Origin of the sequence: Luteibacter sp. UNCMF331Sha3.1, assembly GCF_900109915.1 — a bacterium.
In the GTDB taxonomy this organism is placed as follows: Bacteria; Pseudomonadota; Gammaproteobacteria; order Xanthomonadales; family Rhodanobacteraceae; genus Luteibacter.
This window is the reverse complement of record NZ_FOBU01000002.1, coordinates 1,496,512-1,518,811: the sequence shown is the minus strand read 5'-3', so window position 1 is coordinate 1,518,811 and position 22,300 is coordinate 1,496,512. Positions and strand designations below refer to the sequence as shown.

The window sequence follows — 22,300 nt, the reverse complement described above, 5'->3', positions numbered from 1 at the left end:
ATATGGGAACCAACCTGTCACATTGCGCCGGAACACTCGCTGGTACAGGGCACTACCGACCAGTGGACGACAGGCATGACTTCTCAGGACCGGCGACAGTTTCTCAAGCTTTCCATGGGCGCCGCGGGCGCCGCGTTTACCGCGGGGGTCCTGCCTCCGTCGATCGCCAGGGCGCTGGCCATACCGGCGTCGCATCGCACGGGCACGCTGGCCGACGTGGAGCACGTGGTGATCCTGATGCAGGAGAACCGCTCGTTCGACCATTACTTCGGCAGCCTGCGTGGTGTGCGCGGCTTCGGCGATCCACGGCCATTCACGCTGGCGAGCGGGCGCTCCGTGTGGCACCAGCCGTCGGGCGACGACGTGCTGCTGCCGTTCCGGCCGGCGGGAGACGATCTTGGCCTCGCGTTCATCGAAGACCTGCCGCACGGCTGGAACGATACACACGCGGCGGCGAACGGCGGCCGCTACGACGGGTGGGTGGAGGCCAAGGGCACCACGACGATGGCCTACCTCACCCGCGAAGACATCCCCTTCCACTACGCGCTGGCGGACGCGTTCACCATCTGCGACGCCTATCACTGCAGCATGCTGACCTCGACGGATCCCAACCGCTACTACATGTGGAGCGGCTACGTCGGGAACGACGGGCAGGGCAAGGGACCGGTGCTCGACAACGCCGAGAAGGGCTACAACTGGACGACGTATCCCGAGCGACTGGAGGAAGCGGGCGTGTCGTGGAAGATCTACCAGGACATCGGTACCGGCCTGGATGCCGCGGGTGGCTGGGGCTGGACGTCCAATCCGTACATCGGCAACTACGGTGACAATTCGCTGCTGTATTTCGACAACTACCGCAACGCGCAGCCCGGCAGCCCGCTCTACGAGAAGGCGCGAACCGGTACGAACATGGCTGGCGGTCAGTCGCCGTTCGCGATCCTGCGCGAGGACGTGCTCGCCAACCGCCTGCCGCAGGTGTCGTGGATCGCGGCGCCGGAAGCCTATACGGAACACCCCAGCTGGCCGGCCAACTATGGCGCCTGGTACGTCGACGGCGTGCTGGACGCGCTGACGGCCAATCCGGAGGTATGGAGCAAGACCGCGCTGTTCATCACCTACGACGAGAACGACGGCTTCTTCGACCACGTGGTGCCGCCGTACCCGGCGGCGTCGCGCGAGCAGGGTCTGTCGACAGTGTCGACCGAGGGCGAGATCTATCCGGGCGGCAACGGTTTCGTGGAGGGCGTTTACGGCCTCGGCGTCCGCGTGCCGATGCTCGTGGTGTCGCCCTGGAGCAAGGGTGGCTGGGTTTGCTCCGAGACCTACGACCACACGTCGATCCTCCGCTTCCTCGAGGAGCGATTCGGCGTGCGCGAGCCGAACATTTCCGACTGGCGCCGTGCGGTGTGCGGCGACCTGACGCGCGCTTTCGATTTCCGCCGCCACGACGCGGATGCCCCGCATCTCCCGCCGACGCGCGCGTACGAACCGGACAAGGGCGCTCACCAGGATCTGGTGCCGGTACCGCCTGCCCACCAGCGCATGCCGCGTCAGGAGCCTGGCCAGCGACCTGCGCGCGCGTTGCCTTACGCGCTCGACGTGCAGGGCCGTCTCGACGTCGACGCGGGCAAGTATCGCCTCGACTTCATCAACGACGGACGGAGCGGCGCGTTCTTCCACGTCTTCTCGTCCGCGCGGACGGACGGTCCGTGGACCTATACGGTGGAGGCGGGCAAGGAACTCGCCGACAGCTGGACGAGCCTTTACAGCGGCGGCGCCTACGATCTTTCGGTGACGGGCCCGAACGGGTTCTTGCGCCAGTTCGCGGGGACGCAGCCGTCCTCCGGCGACCGCGGTCGTCGCGCGCAGCCGGAGGTGCGCATCGCGCGCGCCGAACTCGACGGACTGATGCGTCTCGTGATCACCAACGAGGGCAGCCGTACCTGCATCGTCACGGTGACGCCGGCCGCCGATTACACGCACCTTCCTCCGCGGAGGCACATCGTGCTTCCGGGCGGCCACGTCGAGAGTCTCTGGGAAATCCTCTCCAGCGATCACTGGTTCGATTTCAGCGTTACCAGCGATCACGATCCGAGATTCCTCCGGCGACTGGCGGGCCATCGCGAGACCGGCCGGCCGTCGAAAACGGATCCCGCGCTTTCGTCGCGGCAACAGGCCGCCATCGAGACGGTCAACACCTGACGACCGCCGGTCAGGCGTAACATGGCGCCATTCCCTATCAAGTCTGGTGCCATGTCCAAGAAGCTTAAAATCGATTTCGTTTCCGATATCGCCTGCCCGTGGTGCGTGATCGGCCTGGGCGGGCTGGAGCGTGCACTCGAACGCCTCGACGGTGTCGTCGAGGCCGACATCACGTTCCACCCGTTCGAGCTCAATCCGTCGATGGTCCCCGGCGGCGAGAACACCGTGGAGCACATCGTCGCGAAATACGGCATTCCGGCCGACGAAGCCCGCGTGAACCGGGAGCGCATCAAACAGCGCGCGGCGACGGTCGGGTTCACGATGAACACGTCGGATGCCACGCGCATCTACAACACGTTCGACGCGCATCGCCTGATGGCGTGGGCGGCGGGCACGGGCAAGCAGCAGGCGTTGAAACACCAGCTGTTCATCGTGAACTTCACCGACCAGACCGATCCGGGCGACCATGACGCACTGGTGGCCGCGGCGGAAAAAGCGGGTCTCGACCCGGTCGAAGCGCGCGCCGTGCTCGCGTCCGACCGCTACGGCGACGACGTGCGCCGCAGCGAAGCCCTGTGGCAAAGCCGCGGCATCACCGGCGTGCCGGCGGTCGTCGTCAACGATCGCTACCTGATTTCGGGCGGACAGCCGCCCGAGGAATTCGAGCGACAACTGCGGAAGATCGCCGCGGATATGTGAGGCTTGGTGTAGGGGCGCGCTCGCGCACGATGGGTGCCGTCCTCGAGCACCCATCGCGCGCGAGCGCGCTCCCACAGCCCGATCCTGAATCACGGCCGTTGCACCTCTCGCTCACGAATGTCGTCCGCCGTTTCATAGCCCCGGTCGTCTCGCTTCACCCGCGATGCCCGACCGTGGTGGCATGAATGAAGAACAGCAGACGATCGCCATTGCCGAATTCGACCGGCACCTGTCCAGTCCCTGGTTCCCGTGCCTCGCCGCCCAGACAGCCCATCGCCGCTATCTGGTGACCCACGTCTTCGCCGGGGCCATGCCTTGCCCGGCGGACGATGCGCGCGTGGCGCGCGAGATCGCGAGCTTCGCCGGTGCGCAGAAACCCGAGGATACGTTTCACAGCCTCGTGGTCCACTTCGCCGGGAGCGACGCGATGCCCGAAGAGCATTTCGAGCGGATGCTCTTTGCGCGCCTCCAGGGCATTCACGACGCCGATGGGCGTGATTACACGTGGGACCCTTCGGTCAGCGCGGATCCCGACGACCCGGCGTTCAGCATGAGCGTCGGTGGCCATGCCTTCTATGTCGTGGGCCTGCATCCGGGGGCGTCCCGCCGTGCACGCAGGCTTGCGCATCCGGCCATGGTCTTCAACCTGCATGCGCAGTTCGAGTACCTTCGCCGTGAAGGTCGCTACGCCCGGCTGAAGCAGGCGATCGTGGAACGCGACATCGCGCTCAACGGCTCGCCCAATCCGATGCTCGCCATGCACGGTCGCAGTTCGGAAGCGCGCCAGTACAGCGGCCGACACATCACAGGCGAATGGACCTGCCCGTTCGCCCCCCGCACAGCGTCCTCGCAAAGGAAGACCGCGTGACCCATGCCGTGATACCGCCGCAGAGCGGCACCGCTTTCCTCTTGCGCAAGCACCAGCGGCTTACCGTGATCGACCCCGAGGGCCAGCAGGTCAGCGATCTCGTCGCGTTCAACGCCGACGACACCGACGAATGGCTCTCGAGCGGACGCTCCCTCGACTACGCCAGCAAGTTCCTGCTGACGACCGGCGACGTGCTGTACTCCAATCGTAGCGGTCCGATGCTTGTCATCGACGAGGATCGCGTCGGTCGGCACGATTTTCTTCTTGCGCCCTGTTCGAAGGAGATGTTTGCAAGACTTTACGGTCATACGGAGCCCCACCGGGGATGCTTCGGCAATCTCGCCTCGGCGCTGGAGCCGTTCGGCATATCGCCCGACGCGATCCCCACGGCGTTCAACGTCTTCATGAACGTGCAGGTCGACGGCGTCGCGGGCACGCTTTCCGTCGAACCGCCATTGAGCAAGGCCGGCGACACGACGACGTTCGTGGCCCAGATGGATCTGATCGTCGGCCTCACGGCGTGCTCCGCCGGGCAGTCCAACAACTTCCGCTTCAAGCCGATCCACTACCGTATCGACTGAGGGAAGCGGCACCCGACACGCGCCGTCCACGGAGGGCAGGCTACACAGGCGGCTGATCGTACCGACCCCCGGTCTTCCGTCTGGAGACGCCCGCCCATGAATCAACCCGTCGCACGCCGCCGCTCCGCCGTGGCGAATGCCGTCTACGGCCTTCTCAACCCCATACCCTTCGGCTTCTTCGTCGCTGGCCTCGTCTTCGACGTCGTCTACGCGAAAACCGGTACGACGCTCTGGGGAAAAGGCGCGGCATGGCTGATCACCCTCGGTCTCGTGTTCGCCGTGATCCCGCGGCTGGTGAACCTCACACAGGTGTGGATCACATCGCGCCGCGTGTCGACCGGCGCCGATCATGTCGACTTCTGGCTCAACGTCGTCGCGATCGTCGCGGCGGTGCTCAACGCCTTCGTCCATACGCGCGACGCTTACGCGATCGTTCCGGCCGCCGTGTGGCTCTCGGTGCTGACGGTGACCCTGATCGCCGTGGGCAACGTCGTGATCGCCGTCCGGCCCTCGGCCCAGCGGGAGTACGCTCATGGGTAAGTCCCTGTCCCGCACCACACTCGTGATCGCCTGCACGACCCTGCTTGCCGCATGCGCGGATAAGGCCTCGCAGGATGCGGCACAGCAGGCGGGCGCGAATCCGTCGTTGCCGAAGGCGCAGCAGTTTCTCGCCCCGCCCATGCAGGTGCCGGACTTCGTCGGATGGAAGGACGGTGCCGCGCCAACCGTGGCTCCGGGCCTGAAGATCGAGAAGATCGCCAGCGGACTCAAGCATCCCCGCCAGCTGCTCACGCTGCCCAACGGCGACGTGCTGGTCGTGGAATCGAACGGACCAGGCGAGGAAGCGGTGACGACGCCGAAGCAGCTCGTGGCGGCGATGGTGAAGAACCGCTCGGGCAAGGGCGCGAAGGGCGGCAACCGGATCACGCTGCTGCGCAAGCGTGCTTCCGGCGAGTGGGAAAAGCACGATTTCATCGGCAACCTGCATTCGCCGTTCGGCGTGCAGCTGATCGGCAACACGCTCTACGTCGCGAACACGGATGCCATCGTCACCTTTCCCTATCAGGATGGCGAAACGACGATCCGTGCACCGGGTGTGGCGTTCACGGACCTGCCTTCCACGGTGAATCACCACTGGACGAAGGCCTTGCAGGCCAATCCGGACGGCACGAAGCTCTACGTGGGCGTCGGCTCCAACAGTAACATCACCGAGAACGGGCTCGAGGTGGAATACCGACGGGCCGCGGTGCTCGAGGTGGACGTCGCGAGCCGTGCGAGCCGCATCTACGCGTCCGGCATCCGGAATCCTACCGGGCTGCAGTGGGATCCGACGACGAACCGGCTCTGGGCCATCGCCAACGAGCGCGACGAAATCGGTGCCGACCTCGTGCCCGATTACATGACCTCGGTCACCGAAGGGGCGTTCTATGGCTGGCCTTACAGTTACTACGGGCAACATGTCGATCGCCGGGTGATGCCGCAGCGCCCCGATCTCGTGCAGAAGGCGATCCCTCCCGACTACGCGCTGGGTTCGCACGTGGCCGCCCTCGGCCTGCTGCTCACGCGGGGCAACGCGCTTCCCGCGAAGTACCAGAACGGGGCGTTCGTTAGCGAACACGGCAGCTGGGACCGTTCGCCGCTCAGTGGCTACGAGGTGGTGTTCGTGGCATTCCAGGACGGCAAGCCTGTCGGTAAGCCCAAGACGCTGGTGAGCGGTTTCCATTCGAAGGACGAATCGCAGCTGTTCGGTGCGCCGGTCGGCGTCGTGCTCGACAAGGAAGGGGCGCTGCTCATCGCCGACGACGTCGGCGACACGGTATGGCGCGTCACGGCCGCGGGCCCCTGACGCGCGGGTCGACGGTCACGGCCGGGGTCGCGTCGCGACCTCCGCCTGCTGGTTCAGCGGCTGGCTCGCGTGACGCGGTGGCGTGAGCGGCACGGGCTGCGAGCGGCGCGTGAAGACATCGGAGCCGGCCGTCGCCCAGTCGACGCCGGCGATTTCCTGTTCGAACCGCTTCGCATCGCCCGCGCGCACGACGTCGGCGATGCGCTTCGTCTCGCGCGACGAGACGCCGAGCTTTCGTAGCGTGAGCGTGCCGAATGACAGTGCCGACTCGAACGTTTCGCGCACGTGGAAGTTCACGCCCTTGCCGACGACCTCGCGCGAATGCTCGCGGTCGTAGGTCCTGACGATCCATCGCGCCTGGGAAAATTCGTGCAACGCGACGTCCAGGATGCGATCGACGGTCGCGCGATCGTCGACGCAGACCGCGATCACCTGTGCCCGCGCCGCGCCAGCGGCCTCGAGGACGTCGAGTCGGGTGCCGTCGCCGTAGTAGATGCGAAAGCCGAAACGGGACGCCGCCTGGATCATCTCGATATCCGTGTCGATGACGGTCACCTCGACGTCGCGTGCCAGGAGGGGTTGGCTCACCACCTGCCCGAACCGGCCGAAGCCGATCATGAGCACGCTGCCGGAGAGACCTTCGGGCACGTCCGCCGTGAGCGGCGCTGACGTCTCCGCGCGCGTGCGTGCAAGCTTTCGCACTGCGATCTCCACCAGCGGCGCGATGGCCATCGAGAGGACGACCGCGGCGGTGAAGGTCGCGTTCTGCGCTGCCGTCATGACGTTGCCCGCGGTCGCGGCCGCGAAGAGGACGAATGCGAATTCCCCGCCGAGCGCCATGAGCGAGGCCCGTTGCAACGCTTCGTCGTGGTCGCTGCGCGTGAGGCGCGCGACGAGATAGATGCCGATGCCCTTGACCAGCATCATGCCGAGCACGCCGATCAGGATGTACTGCCAGTGCGCCTTCACGGTGGCGACATCGAGTGCCATCCCCACGCCGAGGAAGAACAGGCCCAGCAGCAGACCGCGGAACGGTTCGACATCGGCTTCCAGCTGGTGCCGGAAGCTGGACTGCGACAGCATCACGCCGGCGATGAACGCGCCCATGGCCATCGAAAGACCACCGAGCTGCATCAGCACCGCCGCGCCGAGCACGACGAGGAGCGCGCCCGCCGTGAGTACTTCCCGCACTTTCGACTGCGCGAGGATGCGGAAAAGCGGGTCGAGCAGCCAGCGCCCGGCCACCAGCAGCGCGACGAGCGCGGCAACGCCCTTGAGCGCGGGCATCCAGGCGCCGGACGTGGCGGCATGGCCGCCATCGGGCGCCATCCATGCGACCAGTGCGAGCAGCGGTACCAGAAGGAGATCTTCGAGCAGAAGGACGGAGATGATCTTCTGGCCCGCGATGGGCGTCACGTCGCGACGTTCGGCGACGAGTTGCATCACGATGGCCGTGGAGGTCAGCGTGAAGCCCAGCGCGCCCACGAACGCGACGGCGAGCGGCAGCCCCGTGAACCAGCCCAGCGCGGTCAGCGCCGCGGCGCTGACGATCGTCTGCAACAACCCGAGGCCGAGGATGTACTGACGGAGCGACCACAGTCGCGACGGCTGCATCTCCAGGCCGACGACGAACAGGAACATCACGACGCCGAGTTCGGCGAGATGCAGGATCGCTTCCGGGTCGGTGAACCACCCGAACCCAAAGGGTCCGACCAGCAGTCCGGCCGTGAGATAACCGAGCACGGAGCCGAGGCCGAGCCGGCGGAAGAGCGGTACGAGCACCACCGCCGCGCCGAGCAGCGCGACCGCGTGAACGAGCTGGTTGTCCGTGCCGCCGGCGACCATGGCTGCCTCTTCCGTGCGAATGGAGGCAGCGTATCCCTAATCCGGCGTGCGCGTCCGGCGACGCGCCGCCGTCAGCGCAAAATGCTGCAAAGAGCGGGCGTCGTCACCAACGAAAGTCCTGGCTCACCAGTTGTCGTCGTCGGACGAACCGCCGTCGCCGGACGCGCCGTCGTCCCAGGAATCGTCGTCGTTTCCCATGTCGACCGGGCGGTCGCGGAGATCGTCGTACGCCTGACCGGTGGAGTCGACGGGGGTCTGAGCGACCGGATTGACGGCGGGAACGTCGCTGCCCTGGCCGTGCGAGCGCAGGGCTTCGTCCAGCAACATGCCGGCAGCGACGCCACCCAGGCCCGCCGCGACCGCCGTGCCGACGCCCGAGTGCGGCGCGGGCGGCGGCGCGTAAGCGCCGTTGCCGGGGTAAGCGCCGTAGGGCGGAGGATTTTCGATCGGCGGCGCATACGAATATCCGGTGGTCGCCGGTACGGCATCGCGGCGGCGGCGGATCAGGAAGAAGACGAGCAATAACGCGATGCCCCCAACGAAGGCGAGGCCCACCAGATGCGAGGCACCCCGGCTCCCGGTCGCCTCGGGGGCACCCGGGTCCGCGGCCACCGCCGCCCGCTGCGTGGACGAGACCGGCGCGAGTGCCTTGCCGAGCTCGCGCTGGAACGCCTGGAACTTCGCAGGATCGGTGAAGTGCGTGCCGGGATCGAGCGTCGCGGCCATCGTGGCCTCGGCCTTCGCCTCGCCGATGTTGCCTTCGTGAGCGAGCACTTCGGCCAGCACGTAGTGCGCCTTGGCACTTGCCGGGTGCTCCGATACCGCCTGCCGGAGGAGCTTTTCGGCGCCTGGGAAATCGCCTCGCGCGATGAGCGCCTGCACGTCCTTCGGCGAATCGGCGGCGCTGGCGACGGAAGCGAGGGTCAACAATGCGGCGAACAGAAGCGAGGTCTTCATGGGGCTCTTCGATATCGGCGATGCCGTCGACACAAGCCTACGCCCGTGAGATTTTCCGCTGGCTTTCTTCCCTGACGCACCGCATGCGCGGCGCGTCTGCGATTCAGGCGACGGTCACGCCTCGCGATCGATCACCGCGTCCACCCAGCGCGTCACATCATCGGTCGACGGTGTCTCGGCCGCGAAGAGGATGCGATAGATCAGCGGCGCGACCACGCCGTCGAGCAGCACCTCGGTGCGCACCGGGCGTTCCCCGCGCGCCGACGCACGCTCGGCGATGGTGTCGAGCTGTTGCGCGCAAAAGCTCACGCATCGCCCGGGATTCTCGCGTCCTTGCGCGCTGAGCACGTCGCGGAGCATGCACCGGCCGAGTTCCGACGACATCTCGTCGCGGTACTGGTCGAGCCAGGTGAGCAGGTCGTTCCGGTACGCGCCGGTGTCGGCGGGAAGGGTGTCGGGGCGCATCTGCGATACCGCGACGTCCGCCAGCAACTGGGCAAGATCGCCCCAGCGGCGATAGATCGTGGAAGGCGTCACGCCGGCACGCGCGGCGATCGCCGGCACCGTCACGGCGTCACGGCCGGTCGCCTGGAGTTCGTTGACCGCCTGATGCACGGCTGCCTGCACCCGGGCGCTACGGCCGCCCGGGCGGGCGCCGGAAGCCCGCGGCGCGGTGGATGAGGTCTCGTTCATACGGAGAATCATACCACTAAAGCAAAACCATTGCTTTAAGACACCAAGAGCGTACACTAACGCTCAATCTTTGCTTTAGCAGACCTCCATGAACGCCTCCCACACCCGCTGGCCGATGACGGTCCACACCGCCTCGCTGATCGTCTTCATCGCCGCGTCGACGGCGCCCACGCCGCTGTACCGGATCTATCAGGCGACCTGGCAGTTCACGCCCACGCTGCTGACCGTGATCTTCGCGGTCTACGCGTTCGCGCTGCTGATGGCGCTTCTGTTCGCCGGTCGCCTGTCCGACCATCTGGGTCGCAAGCCGGTGATCGGTGGCGCGATCGCGCTGGACATCGTCGCGATGCTCGTCTTTCTGGAGGCGAGCAGTCCCGGGTGGCTCGTCGCCGCGCGCGTGCTGCAGGGCGTCGCGACGGGTATCGGCATGTCGACGCTGGCCGCGACCATCCTCGATCTGGACCGGCATCGCGGCGCGACGGTGAACAGCTTCGCGCCGATGATCGGGCTCGGCCTCGGGGCGCTCGGCAGCACCGCGCTCGTGGTGCTGGCACCCGCGCCGCTGCGCACGGTATTCGTGGTGCTGATCGCCTTGCTCGTGGTGTCGGCGCTACTGACGCGCACCACGCCCGAAACGGCGACGGTGAAGCCGGGCGCGCTGGCCAGCCTGCGGCCTCATGTCAGCGTGCCGGCACGGGCCTCCGCGGCCTTCAGGGCGGTGACGCCGCTGAACGGCGCGATCTGGATGCTGGGTGGCTTCTATCTGTCGCTGATGCCGTCGCTCGTCGCGAAGACGACGCACTCGACGTCGCCATGGACGGGCGGGCTCGTGGTGACCGCGCTGATGGTGAGTGGCGCGTTCGCCGTGTTGCAGGGGCTGAACCACCCGGCGATGCGCTCGCTCAAACAGGGCGCCATCGCGCTGGCCGGCGGGCTGGTACTCGTGCTGATCGGCGCGAACGTCGGCTCGGGCGCGTTCCTGCTGATCGCATCGATCGTGGCGGGTGCGGGTTTCGGGGCATCGTTTCTCGGTGCCGTGCGCAGCATCGTGCCCCTCGCCGAGCCGCACGAGCGTAGCGCGCTGATGGCTGCGTTCTACATCCAGAGCTACCTCAGCTTCAGCGTCCCTACGATCGCCGTCGGTTACCTCGCTCAGCATCAGGGTCTGCTCGTGGCCGCGAACGTGTATGGCACGATCATCGTGGCGCTGGCGTTGTCCGCGCTGGCGTGGATCGTCGCGCGTGCGCGGCACGTGCATGCCGCGGCGCTGTCCTGAATCGCCGGACGCGTCAGCCCAGCGCTTCCTTGAGGAACGTCCGCGTACGCTCGTTCGCCAGGGTGGCCGCCTTCGCGTCGTAATGCGCGCCGCCGTGACGCGAGAAGGCGTGATTGCAGCCCGGGTAGCCGTAGATCGTGACGTTCGCCTTGCCGGCAAGGGCGTCCCTGATGGCAGCCTGTGCCGCCTTGGGAATGAATTCGTCCTCGTCGGCGAGGTGCATCAGGAAGGGTGCCGTGATCGCGCCGGCCTCGCCTAGATAGCGGTCGGTGTCGCCGCCATGGAAGGCCACCGCCGCGTCCACTTCGCCCCTGGCGGCCGCCATGAACGTCAGGAGCCCGCCGAGGCAGTATCCGAGCACCGCGACCTTGCCGCTGGCCCCTTTGAGCGTGCGTGCGGCGGCGACGGTGGCGAGAACGTCCGTGACGCCCTTGTCGCGGTCGTACGCCATGTAGAGCGCGAGCCCGGCCTTCCAGTCGGACTCCGATGTCACGCTGAGGTCGACGCCGCGCTGCTGCCGCCAGAAGAGATCCGGCGCCACGGCGATGAAGCCCTCGTCGGCCAATGCGCGACAGGTCTGCCGGATGTCTTCATTGACGCCGAACACCTCGTGCAGCACGACCACGGCCGGTCCGCCGCCGCTCTCGGGATACGCGACGTACGCATCGAACGCGCCGTCCTCCGTCTTCACGCTGATGGTGTCTTGCATCCTGGGATCCTCTCGCGGGTGAGCCATACGATCCGCAACGCCGACCGTGGGGAGCTTGTCGAAAGCGCGCCGGATTTGGCGGCGCGTGTCGCGGTGCGGACACCTTGGCGACACGCGAAACACGCGGATTTCCCGCTATGCTCCCGGCTCCAGGCGGCCAGCCCGCGGTCATATGACAGGGAATGCCATGCGTGCCGCCCGACTTGCCAATCTCGCGATCGTCCTTGCGTTTGTCGGGTGGCGGCGACGCGACGCGACGACCCGTCGTCACTGGGCCGGAGGCTTGCGCCACATCGCGCGTAGCTGGGTCGCTCGCTCACGGACAAGTTCGATCTTGCCCGGCGGCAGGCGGTCGAGCGACCGCCACTGCATCGCCGCGCGGGGATGGTTCCAGAACCGGGCGCGATGCCGGTCCAGGAAATCCCAGTACAACGTGGTGAACGGGCAGGCCTTGTCGCCGGTGGCATCGCCGGGGTCGAACCGGCAGCCGGTGCAGTAGTCGCTCATGCGCTCGATGTAGCGCCCCGACGAGGCGTATGGCTTGGACACCATGCGTCCGCCATCGGCGAACTGACTCATCGCCAGCGTGTTCGGCGCCTCCACCCATTCCACGGCGTCGACGTAGACCGCGAGGTACCACTCGTGCACGAGCCGAGGCTCGACACCCAGCAGCATCGCGAAATTACCGGTCACCATCAGTCGCTGGATGTGATGCGCGTAGCCCGTCGTCAGCGTCTGCGTGATCGCCTGGCGCAGGCAGTTCATGTCGGTCTCCCCGGTCCAGTAGAAAGCGGGCAGGGGCTCGCTCGCGTCGAGGGCGTTGGAGCGGAGCAGGCGCTCGGGGCCCAGCCAGTACACGCCGCGCACGAACTCGCGCCATCCGAGTATCTGCCGGATGAACCCCTCCGCGGACGCGATGTCGACCTGGCCTTTGTCGTAGCGATCGAGCACCGCGTCGATGACCTCCTTCGGCGTCAGGAGCCGCAGATTGAGGCTGCTCGACAGTCGCGCGTGATAAAGCCATGGCTCCCCGGTCCACATCGCATCCTGCCAGTGACCGAACGCCGCCAGGCGATGATCGAGGAAATCGCCGAGCGCGCGAAGGGCATCGTCGCGGGTCACCGGCCAGTCGAACGTGGCGAGATCGCCCGGGTGATCGGCGAAGGAGGCGTCGACGGCGGCCAGCGTGGCCCTCGTGACGGCATCGGGTGGAAACGCCACCGGCGCGGGCACCCAGCCTGGACCCTCGCGGCCGAAGCTACCGCGATTTTCCGCGTCGAAGTTCCAGCGGCCGCCGACCGGCTTGCCGCCATCCAGCAGGATGTCGTGCCGTTGGCGCATCCAGCGGTAGAAGTGCTCCATGCGAAGCTGGGTCTTGCCCTTCGCCCAGCGTGAAAAGTCGTCGACCGAACAGAGGAAATGCCGGTCCGGACGTTCGACGTAGTCGACACCGTGGGCCTTCGCCGCCGCCTTGATGCCTTCGCGGAGGCGATGTTCGCCGGGCCGCACGATCACGAGGCGCCGCGGACGCAGCCGGACCAGCGTGTCGGCCAGGTGCATGAGCAGATCGTCCGGTCCCGGTGCGTCGAGCGTGGTGTAATCGAGCGGATAACCTGCGTCGCCGAGCGCACGCGCGAAGTGGCGCATGGCGGCGAGGAAGATCGCGATGCGTGGCTTCGTCGACCACACATGCGTCGATTCCCCGGCACGCTCGGCCATCCACACGCGATCGAGCGCGGGATCGAAGTCATCGAACGCGTGGGAATCGAGATTGAGCTGATCGCCCAGAATGACGACGAGGTGGCGCATGGCGTGCTCACGGCGGGAGAGCGCACATACTACGCGTACGCCGCGACGAGCGGCCGGAAATCAGAGCGAGAGGAAGCCGCGCTGGATGGCGACGATCACCGCGTGCGTCCGGTCCCTCGCATCGAGCTTTCCAAGGATGGCGCGCATCCGGGATTTCACGGTCTCCTCCGACACGAACAGCTCGCCCGCGATCGCCTTGTTGCCGTAGCCCAGCGCCACGAGTTGCAGCACCGCGATCTCCCTGGGCGTCAGCAGTTCGGTGCCGGCGTGGGCCGCGAGATCGTGTGTCACATCGGGGTCCATGACATGGCGGCCCGCGATGGAGGCGCGTATGGCCCGGATCATGTCGTCGAGTGACGACGATTTCAGCAGGTACGACGTCGCGCCCAGCATCAGGGCACGCATGATCCTCGCATCGCCGGGATAGCTGGTGAGGACGACGATGTTGGCGTCCCGGAACTCGGTACGAATCGCTCCGATCGCTTCGAGGCCGTCGACGTCGGGCATCTGAAGGTCCATCAGCGCCACCGTCGGGCGCAGTTCCCGGAACTTCGCGATCGCCTCGCGACCGTTCTCGGCCTCGCCGACGAGGAGCATGTCCGGCTGGGTGGCCACAGCGGCACGCAGACCGTGCCGCATGACCGGATGGTCGTCGGCGATCAGTACGCGAATCGATCCGTCGTTGCTTTCCGCGTCTCCCACGATGGCGCTCTCCAGTCACATGGCGCCACCGTGCATCCGTGGGCAGGGCCGGTCAATACCCAACGGAGTGAAAGAAGGACAGCCATCGATGGGGGCGACCTCCGGCTCGCCGGGGGTGGGACGGCGCATCCGGACGTTTTACGTTGTGTGGAAAAGGCACCGTGGAGCATCGCCATGCACACACTGTATCTGTTCGGCCCGTATCGCCTGGAACCCGCATTGCGCACGCTGTATCGGGACGGAGTCGCGGTGAAGCTGGGCAGCAGGGCCTTCGACATCCTGGTCATGCTGGTGGAACGGCAGGGTGCCGTCGTCACGCCGCGCGAGCTGATGTCGGTGGCGTGGCAGGGGCTGGTCGTCGGCGAATCGAACGTGCGGGTCCAGATCGCCAACCTGCGCCAGGCACTGGGAAATGCGCGCGAAGGTGCACGTTATATCGCCAGCATCCCTGGGAGGGGCTACATGTTCCTCGCCACGGTCGAGCGGCTGACCGACGCGCGTGCGCGTGGGGAAACCGGCCCGACATGGCTCGGGAAGACATGGTCGTGGCGCTGGGTGGGGCCGGCGATGTAACTCAGCCGGGCAGGGGCTCTGCGATCGGGGGTGCCCGGCGCAGGGTCAGTCCGAACACGACGAGGCCGAGCAGGGTGAGCACGAAACCCGCCCAGGCCGCCGCAAGAAGACCCATGCCCGCGGCGATCGCCAGGCCGCCGCCCCATGCGCCGATCGCATTGGCGACGTTGAGCGATGCCAGGTTCATCGCACCCATCAGCGTCGGCGCTTCCGGGGCCGACCGGGTGAGGCGCACCTGTATCGTCGGAATGGCGATCATCATCGTGGCGCCCACGCCGAACAGCGCGGTCATCAGCACCCACACGGAACCGCCGCCCGTCGCGAGCGCCGCCAGTACGACGAGCGCCGCGCCATAGCCCAGCACCAGTCCCCGACACGGATACCGGTCGGCGAGCTGGCCACCGACGAGATTCCCGAGCGTCATGCCGATGCCGAAGAGAGCGAGAGCCAGCGGAATCCAGGCGCGGTCGAGCGACACCACGTCCGTGACGAACGGACCGATGAAGGTGTACACCGCGAAGATGCTCGCCACGCCCAGAGCGGCGACGAGCATCGTGCCCCAGACGGCGCCCTTGCGCAGCGCGCTCAATTCCTGGACGACCGGGCCGCCGCGCAGGGCGTCGGTGCGCGGCACCCATGCGAACAACGCGACGAAGGCGAGGGCGCCCAGACCGGAGACGGCCAGATAGGTGTTGCGCCAGCCGAGGTGCTGGCCGAGGAACGTGGCGATCGGCGACCCGACGATCGTCGCGACGGTCAGGCCGGTCATCACGATGGCGAAGGCTCTCCCTCCCTTTCCGGGGCCGACGATGTAGGACGCGACCACGGCGCCGGCGCCGAAGTACGCGCCCTGCGGAAGACCGCTGATGAAGCGTGCGGCGGCGAACATGCCAAGGTTCGCCGCTTGCGAGGACAGCACGTTGCCCACGACGAAGAGCACCATCAGACACAGGAGCAGGCTCCGGCGATTCAGGCTCGCGGCGGCGAGCGTGACCGCCGGCGCGCCGATGACGACGCCGAACGCATAGGCCGTGATGGCGTTGGTCGCGGTCGGCAGGCTGATGCCGAGCGACGACGAGAACAGCTGCAGGATGCCCATGCTGGCGAACTCGGACGTACCGATGCAGAAGCTGCCGAGCGCAAGGGCGAACAGCGTGAGGGATCGGCGCGACCGCTGGTGTCGATCGGTGCAGTGCACCTCGACGGATCGGCATTGGGCTTCGAACGCTTTCTCGTGCATGGGATGGCCTGTCCGTTCAGATCGTATCGAGCGGTTCCAGCGGCAGCGGGTTTCGTGTCGCCAGGTCGTTGATGACGCCGAGATAGCGCTGGTAGTGCGGACTGGCCCGATGCGCCGCCGCGCCTTCGGCATCCACGTACAGTTCGTCGATGACGAACTCATCCGGTCTTTCCCGCACGCGCCACAGGTTGTAGTGGATGTTTCCGGGTTCCGCGCGCGAGGGCCCGGTCATGCTTCGCAGCAGTTGCTCGAGCTCGCGCTCCTTGCCCGTTTTCGCGGTGAGGATCGCCACCACTTTCACTTGCGTCGATGTCATGCCGGGTTCTCCTTCATTGCCTGGGCGGCAGCTTAGTCCACCCTGGAAAGCGCATCGGCGATCGCCTTGCCGACGAGCGTTCCGGAGGCGGGGTTCTGCCCGGTGATCAGGCGTCCGTCCACGACATGGTGCGGTTGCCACGGATCGACGCAGGTGTATTGCGCACCGGCTTCCCTCAGCACGCCCTCGAGATCGAACGAGACATCGCGTGCGGCGTAGCCGTCTTCCTCGGCTTTGGAGAACGAGGTGAGCTTGTGACCTTTGACGAACGGCGAGCCGTCGTCGAGGCGCGCGCCGAGAAAGGCGACGGGACCATGGCACACGGCCGAGACGATCTTTCCTCCGCCCCAGGCGCGGATGACCGCCTGCTTCACGTAGCGATCCTTTGCGATGTCTTCCATGGGACCGAGGCCGCCGGGAAAGAAGATGGCGTCGTAATCGAGGACGTCGACCTCGGGCAGCTTGCGGCTTCGCTGCAGGCGCCGATAGGCCGCGCTGTCGCGGAACTTCGCCTGGACCGGATCCTTGGGATCGAACCCATCCTCGGGCACGAGACCGCCGAGGGGCGACGCGAACTCGACCGCCACACCGGCGTCCTCGAGGACGTCGAAGGGGTGCGCGATCTCGGGAAAGAAGAACCCCACGGTCCGCTCGAACGGGCCCATGACGGCGGTGTTGGTGGCGATGCAGAGTACGTGCTTGACGCGCATGTCGGTGGCTCCGTCGGTGGTGGGAAGGAAGGCGGCTCAGAACGTCATGACCGCGCGGCCCACGATGTCGCCGCCGCGCAACAGGTCGATGTATTGGTTGAGTTCGTCGAACGAAATCGTCTTGATCGTGTGGCGAATCTTGTCCTGCGCGGCGAGCGCCATGACCTCCATGAGATCGGCGTTGTTGCCCCAGAAGGAACCGTGGAAGCTCTGTTCCCGCGAGACGCGCGGAAAGAGCGGGATATCGATACGGTCGCCCACCAGGCCGACATCCACGTAGTGGCCGCTCGTCGCGAGCAGGCTCATGCCCAGCTGGATCATCGCGGGGGCGCCGGTGCAATCGATGATCGCGTCGAGTTCGCCCTGGCCGAACGTCCTGTGCAGTTCCTTGCGGACGTCCGCCTCGGAAGTGTCCTTGACGGCGATGGTGTGATCGACGCCGTACTCGCGTGCGACCTTCAGCTTGTCCTCGCTGCGCGCCAGTGCGACGACGCGCGCACCGCCGCCCAGAAGGCGCGCGTACTGCACCGCATAGGCGCCGAGACCACCCACGCCGAGGACACCGATCACGCGGTCCGGTCCGAGCGCGCCCGCGTCGCGCAGCTTGCGAATGCCGCGATAGGTCGTGAGACCCGCGTCGGTCAGCGGCGCGAGTTGCTCGAAGGGGAGCTTTTCGGCGACCTTGATGACGTACCTCACCGGCACGGGAATGAACTCGGCGAATCCGCCCACGGGACCGAAGCCGGGCCAACGGACGTTCGGGCAGATCTGCGTATCGCCCACCTGGCAGTGACGGCAGACGCCGTCGCCCCAGCCAGGGGCCACCACCACATGGTCGCCCTCCGCGATGCCCGCGCCCTTCGGCACGAGCGAGCCGGCCTTCGCGATCACGCCGGCGATTTCGTGCCCGAGCGTCAGGGGTGGCTTCAGATCGGCATAGGGACGGAAGTAACCATCGATCAGCTGCACATCGGAGCGGCACATGCCGCATGCCTTGACCTGTACCAGTACCTCGTCCTCGGCGATGTCGGGGACCGGGATGTCTTCCAGGACCAGCGGTTTGCCGTATTCATGCAGGCGAGCAGCTTTCATGTCGATGCACCTCGATGACGGATCATGGATTCGTTGGACAGGCCGCGACCGCGGCCTCCGCGACGGCGACGTCCTGCTCGACCGTGCCCGCGCTGGTACCGACGGCGCCGATCACCCGATCGCCCTGCACGACAGGGATGCCGCCGCCGAAGATCACCACGTCGCCCTCGCGGCTGTTCTGGATGCCGTAGAGCTGGCTGCCGGGCTGGGCGAGATCCCCGAGGAACGCCGTGGTCTTGTCGAAGATCCTTGCGGTGAGCGCCTTGTGGATCGCCAGGTCGATGCTGCCGATGAGCGCGCCGTCCTGCCGGACGAAGGCCACCAGGCGCCCACCCGCGTCGACGACGGCGATGTTGTACGCGATGCCCAGCGACGTGGCCTTGGTTTCCGCCGCGGCGATCATCGCCTTCGCGTCGTCGAGGGTGAGCGTCAGGATCGAGCGTGGCATGGCCACAGGACTCCGTTGCGCGTGGTCGTTCCGATGTATCACGGCGACCTCGCGCGACGCTCGTAAAGCGTCGTAAATCCGCGCGCACATGCCGCCGCGCTTGCGCCGGAAGGCGCCGGGGATCACGCTTGACCCAACCGGCCATGCCGCTTCCTTCGGGTCCCGTGCCATGCGTATCCTGGTGGTCACCGGTTTGCTCCTCGTCACGGCCGGTGGCGCGCACGCGAACGACGAATACGTCAACCCGCGGTTCTGCTATCGGGTGGTGCAACCGGCGAGCGTGTCCCGCGTCGTTCCGCACGCCGACCGGAGCGGCATCACCATGGAACTGGGCGATGGCTGCCCGGGGCCGGCCTGCGTGTCGATCGACATCACGGCGGGCTACCCGAATCGCGCCGACGACTGGCCCCATGCCCACGGTTACTACCGCGCGCTGGGCTGGAAGTCCGCGAAGCCGGTGAGACGCACGCTGGCGGAGACCACATGGACGCTCTACCGCATGGCGCGAAACGACGCGCTGATGGACGTCCACGAATCCACCCGCCGACGCGGCGCGGCGGCCTTCGTGGTCGTCGTTCGGTTTCCGCGCGGCGTCGAAGCCCGGGTGCGTCGCGACGTGACGGATCTGCTGACGTCGTGGCGCTGGGTCAGTGCCTGCGTCTAGGAGCGGAGCCGTCGATTCGCGCGGCGACGGAGGCAAGGCATCGGCAGGACGAGGGAGACCGTGGTGCCTTGCGTGGTCGATGCGATGGTAAGTGTCGCGCCCAGCGCGGCCGCCCGCTCGCGCATGCCGGCAAGGCCCCAGTGTCCGGTCGACGCGGGAACGTCGTCCGTGCCGACCGGCATGCCCACACCGTCGTCCTGGATGCTCATCTCGAGGTGCCGGCGCGTCGTCAGCAGGCGCACGACCACGCTCCGTGCATTGGCGTGACGGAAGACGTTGACGAGGCTCTCGCGGCAGATCGCGAGGATGTCCTCGCCCATCGACGGATCCATGTCGTGGTCGACCAGACGGATATCGGTCGAGATCGAGACGGACGATGCTTTTTCCATCAGCCGCGCGAGCTCCCCGATGGCCATACCCAGCTTGCGCAGCGAGGTGATGTTGCTGCGTAGCTCGCGGACCCGATCGCGGCCTTCCGTGATGAAATCGCTGGCCACCCTCAGCGTCCCCTGCATGCTTTCCTGCAAGGGATCGTCTTTGGGGATAGCGGCGGCGACGGCCTGGAAGCGCAGCATGATGCCGTAGATCGCCTGCAACAACGTGTCGTGGAGCTCGCGTGCGATTCGTTCGCGCTCTTCGTGGCGGACTTCGGATTGCAGGCGCACGGTGCGGGATACGCTGCGGATTCGCCATGCGTACGCCAGGCAGGCGAGGGCGATGGCCGCGAGCGCTTCGAGCGCGACGAACCAGCGCGCCTGGTAGAAGCGCGGCGGAATGTCGATAGCGAGGCTGGCCCCGTGTTCATGCCAGACACCATCGTCGCTCGACGCGATGACGTGAAAGCGATACGCGCCCGGCGCGAGGTTGGTGTAGTAGGCCTGTCGACGGGTGCCCGCGTCGATCCACGTCGCGTCTTCCCCGTCGAGCCGGTAGCGGAAGCGCACGCGCGAGGGCGACGTCAGGCTCACCGCGGTGTAATCGATCTGCAGCGATCCGCCGCCGGCCGGCAGGCGTATGGTTCCCGAGGGATCGTAGAAACGACCCGCGGCGTGCACCGCCGTGAGGTACACGGGCAGCGGACCGGTTCGCGGCCGTTGCACGGATGCGTCGAGCCAGTGCGTGCCCTCGTTCGTGACCAGCCACACCCTGTCGCTGTCGTCGCGCTGCATGCTCGGCACGGGCTGGCCTTGACGTGCGATACCCTGAATCCCGTCCCGAAAATCGAATGGTCCGACCCGTGGACGGTAGCGCGGATCGGCGAACGCCTTCGTCAGTTCGGCGGCGGAGAAGCGTACGGCACCGTGGCCGCCGTTGATCCAGATGTCGCCGCGTGCGGTCTCGACGATCCCCGTGACGCCGATCAGGGCCGGGAAATCGCGATCGGTCAGCGAACGCATCGCGCCATCGCCGTGACGGGCGATGCCCGTGCTGCCCCCGAAGACCATGCCGTCCGTGCTCGCGACCATCGTCGCCACGCTGCCGATGTTCGCGCCGTTGCGCTGGTCGTAAAGGCTTTCGCGTCCGCCGGGATCGAGCGCGAGGATTTCGCCGCCCGGATATCCGAGCCACAGCGTTCCATCCGGCCCGAGCGCTCCCGCGGTGGGGTAGCCCTTGACCGCGGAGCGCAGTCTGCAGGGTTCCCACCGGCCTTCGCGAAAGCGGTAGACGCCCAGCCCCTCGATGGATGCCAGGAGTTCGCCAGGCCGACCCGCGGCCAGGAACTTCAGGCGTGACGCGTAGAGACCGTTCGGCAGGGCGACCGGTTCGAGATGACCTTCGCGAAAGCGGTAGAGGTCGTGGTATCCGGCGACCCATAACGTGCCATCGGCGTCGAAGAGGATGCTCAGGATCTCGGGCGCCCCGGTCACGACCGTCACCAGATCGTCGCCCTGAAGGCGATAGATCGTGTCAGGGCCCGACAGCCACAGTGTCCCGTCGGGATCGCGCGCGAGGCTCGTGTGTCCCCGCGCTTCGGGCCCCAGCCCCCGCACGGTGCCGACCGGGCCATGGTGAAAGCTGTCGATACCCGATGCCGTGCCCACCCACGCGTTGCCTTCCCGGTCGACGATGACCGGCATGGCGGTGTTCGAGGTCAACCCCTGGGGCGCCACGAAACGGCGCGTGATCGCGGCGTCGGTCACGAATCCCTCCGCATCGATCCGTCGTGGATCGGCCACGTGGAACACCGTGCCGAGATTCAGCTCGGTCGCCCAGAGACCGCCGTCGTGATCGAACGCCATGCGAAGCGCGCCGTACTTGTCGGTGACAGGCAAGGGCGCGAGGCTGGCGATCCTCGGCTGCCTCGCCGAGAGGCCGGGCAGGGGACGTGTACCGTGCAGTCGGTCGGTGGCCCATAGCGTGCCGCCACCGTCGATCGCGAGAACGGCGCCCGGGGCGAGTGCGACATTGGTGGACTCGAAGCGCTTCGCACCCTTCGGCAGGTAGACCAGCTGATTGATCGCCGCGACCCAGAGTGTGCCGCTGGGATCGACCAGCGCCCAGTCCGCGCGATCGGCGGTGTAGCCCCAGTCGTTTCCCACCGGATGCCAGCGCGCGCCATCGAAGCGACCCAGCCCCTGGCTGGTCGCGGCCCACATGGTGCCATCGGGTCCTTCGGCGAAAACCAGCACCCACCCGGGCGGGAACCCTTCGCTCACGTCGTAAGGCTGAAGCGTGCCCTCGTGGATATAGGCCGCGCCTCCATCGTAGAAGCCCACCCAGAGGCCACCTTCGGCCGTGAACTTCAGCGCGGTGATGTTGGCCGACGGCAGATGCTTGCCCCGCGGCGGTTGGTACCGCGAAAACGTCACGCCATCGAAGCGGTACAGACCGGTACCGGTGCCGAGCCACAGGTAGCCATCCGGAGCCTGTGCGAGCGCGACGATGGCTGGCGGCGCCCCGTCGCGCGTGGTCCATGTCTGGTGCACGAAGTTGCCCGGCTGCAGCGCGCGCCCATCGTCGGCGATGGCGGCCGCGGACCAGGCCAGGACGAACGCCGCCAGCAGCGAGGACCAGATCCGGTAAATGACAGAGACAGGCATCGCTACGCATGTAGCGACGCGTCCGGTAA

Annotated in this window: 21 protein-coding genes; 9 read left to right on the top strand and 12 right to left on the bottom strand. The window is 67.1% G+C overall.

Going from position 1 to position 22,300, the window contains the following annotated elements:
• The first annotated feature begins 75 nt into the window (after positions 1 to 75).
• From BMX32_RS15325 to BMX32_RS15300, 6 genes are all read left to right on the top strand, one after another.
• Complete coding sequence (locus BMX32_RS15325; protein ID WP_089980025.1) at positions 76 to 2,202, top strand: phosphocholine-specific phospholipase C; 2,127 nt, start codon at positions 76 to 78, stop codon at positions 2,200 to 2,202.
• A gap of 51 nt (positions 2,203 to 2,253) precedes the next feature.
• The gene (locus tag BMX32_RS15320) at positions 2,254 to 2,901 is read left to right on the top strand and encodes a DsbA family oxidoreductase (protein WP_089980023.1); all 648 of its coding nucleotides are present in this window, start codon (positions 2,254 to 2,256) and stop codon (positions 2,899 to 2,901) included.
• Between the two features lie 181 nt (positions 2,902 to 3,082).
• The gene (gene gntA, locus BMX32_RS15315) at positions 3,083 to 3,769 is read left to right on the top strand and encodes a guanitoxin biosynthesis heme-dependent pre-guanitoxin N-hydroxylase GntA (protein ID WP_089980400.1); all 687 of its coding nucleotides are present in this window, start codon (positions 3,083 to 3,085) and stop codon (positions 3,767 to 3,769) included.
• Positions 3,766 to 4,350 (top strand): DUF1989 domain-containing protein, encoded by a 585-nt coding sequence (locus BMX32_RS15310; RefSeq protein WP_244511545.1) that lies wholly within the window; start codon positions 3,766 to 3,768, stop codon positions 4,348 to 4,350. Before gntA ends, BMX32_RS15310 begins: the two co-directional genes overlap by 4 nt.
• 96 nt (positions 4,351 to 4,446) lie before the next feature.
• Complete coding sequence (locus tag BMX32_RS15305; protein WP_089980020.1) at positions 4,447 to 4,890, top strand: DUF2231 domain-containing protein; 444 nt, start codon at positions 4,447 to 4,449, stop codon at positions 4,888 to 4,890.
• Entirely contained in the window at positions 4,883 to 6,196 is a 1,314-nt protein-coding gene (locus BMX32_RS15300) for a PQQ-dependent sugar dehydrogenase (RefSeq protein WP_089980019.1), read from the top strand. Before BMX32_RS15305 ends, BMX32_RS15300 begins: the two co-directional genes overlap by 8 nt.
• Positions 6,197 to 6,211: 15 nt before the next feature.
• Here BMX32_RS15300 and BMX32_RS15295 read toward each other — a convergent pair whose 3' ends face one another.
• From BMX32_RS15295 to BMX32_RS15285, 3 genes are all read right to left on the bottom strand, one after another.
• Positions 6,212 to 8,041 carry a monovalent cation:proton antiporter-2 (CPA2) family protein gene (locus tag BMX32_RS15295; RefSeq protein ID WP_089980017.1) on the bottom strand — a complete coding sequence of 610 codons (1,830 nt, stop codon included), beginning with the start codon at positions 8,039 to 8,041 and terminating at the stop codon, positions 6,212 to 6,214.
• Positions 8,042 to 8,164: 123 nt separating this feature from the next.
• On the bottom strand, positions 8,165 to 8,998 hold the full coding sequence (locus tag BMX32_RS15290) for a tetratricopeptide repeat protein (protein ID WP_089980016.1): 834 nt from the start codon (positions 8,996 to 8,998) through the stop codon (positions 8,165 to 8,167).
• A 114-nt stretch (positions 8,999 to 9,112) separates the two neighbouring features.
• Entirely contained in the window at positions 9,113 to 9,691 is a 579-nt protein-coding gene (locus BMX32_RS15285) for a TetR/AcrR family transcriptional regulator (protein WP_089980014.1), read from the bottom strand.
• Positions 9,692 to 9,779: 88 nt separating this feature from the next.
• On the opposite strand from BMX32_RS15285, the gene BMX32_RS15280 reads away from it, so the two are divergent.
• Positions 9,780 to 10,967, top strand: coding sequence for an MFS transporter (locus BMX32_RS15280; protein WP_089980013.1), 1,188 nt, complete (start codon positions 9,780 to 9,782; stop codon positions 10,965 to 10,967).
• A 13-nt stretch (positions 10,968 to 10,980) separates the two neighbouring features.
• Here BMX32_RS15280 and BMX32_RS15275 read toward each other — a convergent pair whose 3' ends face one another.
• From BMX32_RS15275 to BMX32_RS15265, 3 genes are all read right to left on the bottom strand, one after another.
• Positions 10,981 to 11,676 carry a dienelactone hydrolase family protein gene (locus tag BMX32_RS15275; protein ID WP_089980012.1) on the bottom strand — a complete coding sequence of 232 codons (696 nt, stop codon included), beginning with the start codon at positions 11,674 to 11,676 and terminating at the stop codon, positions 10,981 to 10,983.
• A gap of 267 nt (positions 11,677 to 11,943) precedes the next feature.
• On the bottom strand, positions 11,944 to 13,485 hold the full coding sequence (locus tag BMX32_RS15270; protein WP_089980010.1) for a cryptochrome/photolyase family protein: 1,542 nt from the start codon (positions 13,483 to 13,485) through the stop codon (positions 11,944 to 11,946).
• 60 nt (positions 13,486 to 13,545) lie between these two features.
• A complete protein-coding gene (locus BMX32_RS15265; protein ID WP_280140850.1) occupies positions 13,546 to 14,187 on the bottom strand; it encodes a response regulator in 642 nt (213 codons plus the stop codon).
• 174 nt (positions 14,188 to 14,361) lie between these two features.
• On the opposite strand from BMX32_RS15265, the gene BMX32_RS15260 reads away from it, so the two are divergent.
• A complete protein-coding gene (locus BMX32_RS15260; RefSeq protein ID WP_089980008.1) occupies positions 14,362 to 14,760 on the top strand; it encodes a winged helix-turn-helix domain-containing protein in 399 nt (132 codons plus the stop codon).
• 1 nt (position 14,761) lies between these two features.
• Here BMX32_RS15260 and BMX32_RS15255 read toward each other — a convergent pair whose 3' ends face one another.
• The 5 genes from BMX32_RS15255 to BMX32_RS15235 are packed head-to-tail and all read right to left on the bottom strand — an operon-like array spanning position 14,762 to position 18,566.
• A complete protein-coding gene (locus tag BMX32_RS15255) occupies positions 14,762 to 16,000 on the bottom strand; it encodes an MFS transporter (RefSeq protein WP_089980007.1) in 1,239 nt (412 codons plus the stop codon).
• 16 nt (positions 16,001 to 16,016) lie between these two features.
• Positions 16,017 to 16,316 (bottom strand): putative quinol monooxygenase, encoded by a 300-nt coding sequence (locus BMX32_RS15250; RefSeq protein ID WP_089980005.1) that lies wholly within the window; start codon positions 16,314 to 16,316, stop codon positions 16,017 to 16,019.
• A gap of 32 nt (positions 16,317 to 16,348) precedes the next feature.
• Complete coding sequence (locus BMX32_RS15245) at positions 16,349 to 17,026, bottom strand: type 1 glutamine amidotransferase domain-containing protein (RefSeq protein ID WP_089980003.1); 678 nt, start codon at positions 17,024 to 17,026, stop codon at positions 16,349 to 16,351.
• A gap of 36 nt (positions 17,027 to 17,062) precedes the next feature.
• A complete protein-coding gene (locus BMX32_RS15240) occupies positions 17,063 to 18,118 on the bottom strand; it encodes an NAD(P)-dependent alcohol dehydrogenase (protein WP_089980001.1) in 1,056 nt (351 codons plus the stop codon).
• A 22-nt stretch (positions 18,119 to 18,140) separates the two neighbouring features.
• Entirely contained in the window at positions 18,141 to 18,566 is a 426-nt protein-coding gene (locus BMX32_RS15235; protein ID WP_089980000.1) for a GlcG/HbpS family heme-binding protein, read from the bottom strand.
• Between the two features lie 169 nt (positions 18,567 to 18,735).
• On the opposite strand from BMX32_RS15235, the gene BMX32_RS15230 reads away from it, so the two are divergent.
• Positions 18,736 to 19,230 carry a hypothetical protein gene (locus BMX32_RS15230; protein ID WP_089979998.1) on the top strand — a complete coding sequence of 165 codons (495 nt, stop codon included), beginning with the start codon at positions 18,736 to 18,738 and terminating at the stop codon, positions 19,228 to 19,230.
• On the opposite strand, the gene BMX32_RS15225 is transcribed toward BMX32_RS15230, so the two are convergent.
• A complete protein-coding gene (locus BMX32_RS15225) occupies positions 19,227 to 22,271 on the bottom strand; it encodes a sensor histidine kinase (protein ID WP_089979997.1) in 3,045 nt (1,014 codons plus the stop codon). The two genes, BMX32_RS15230 and BMX32_RS15225, sit on opposite strands and share 4 nt — an antisense overlap.
• Positions 22,272 to 22,300: the final 29 nt, after the last annotated feature.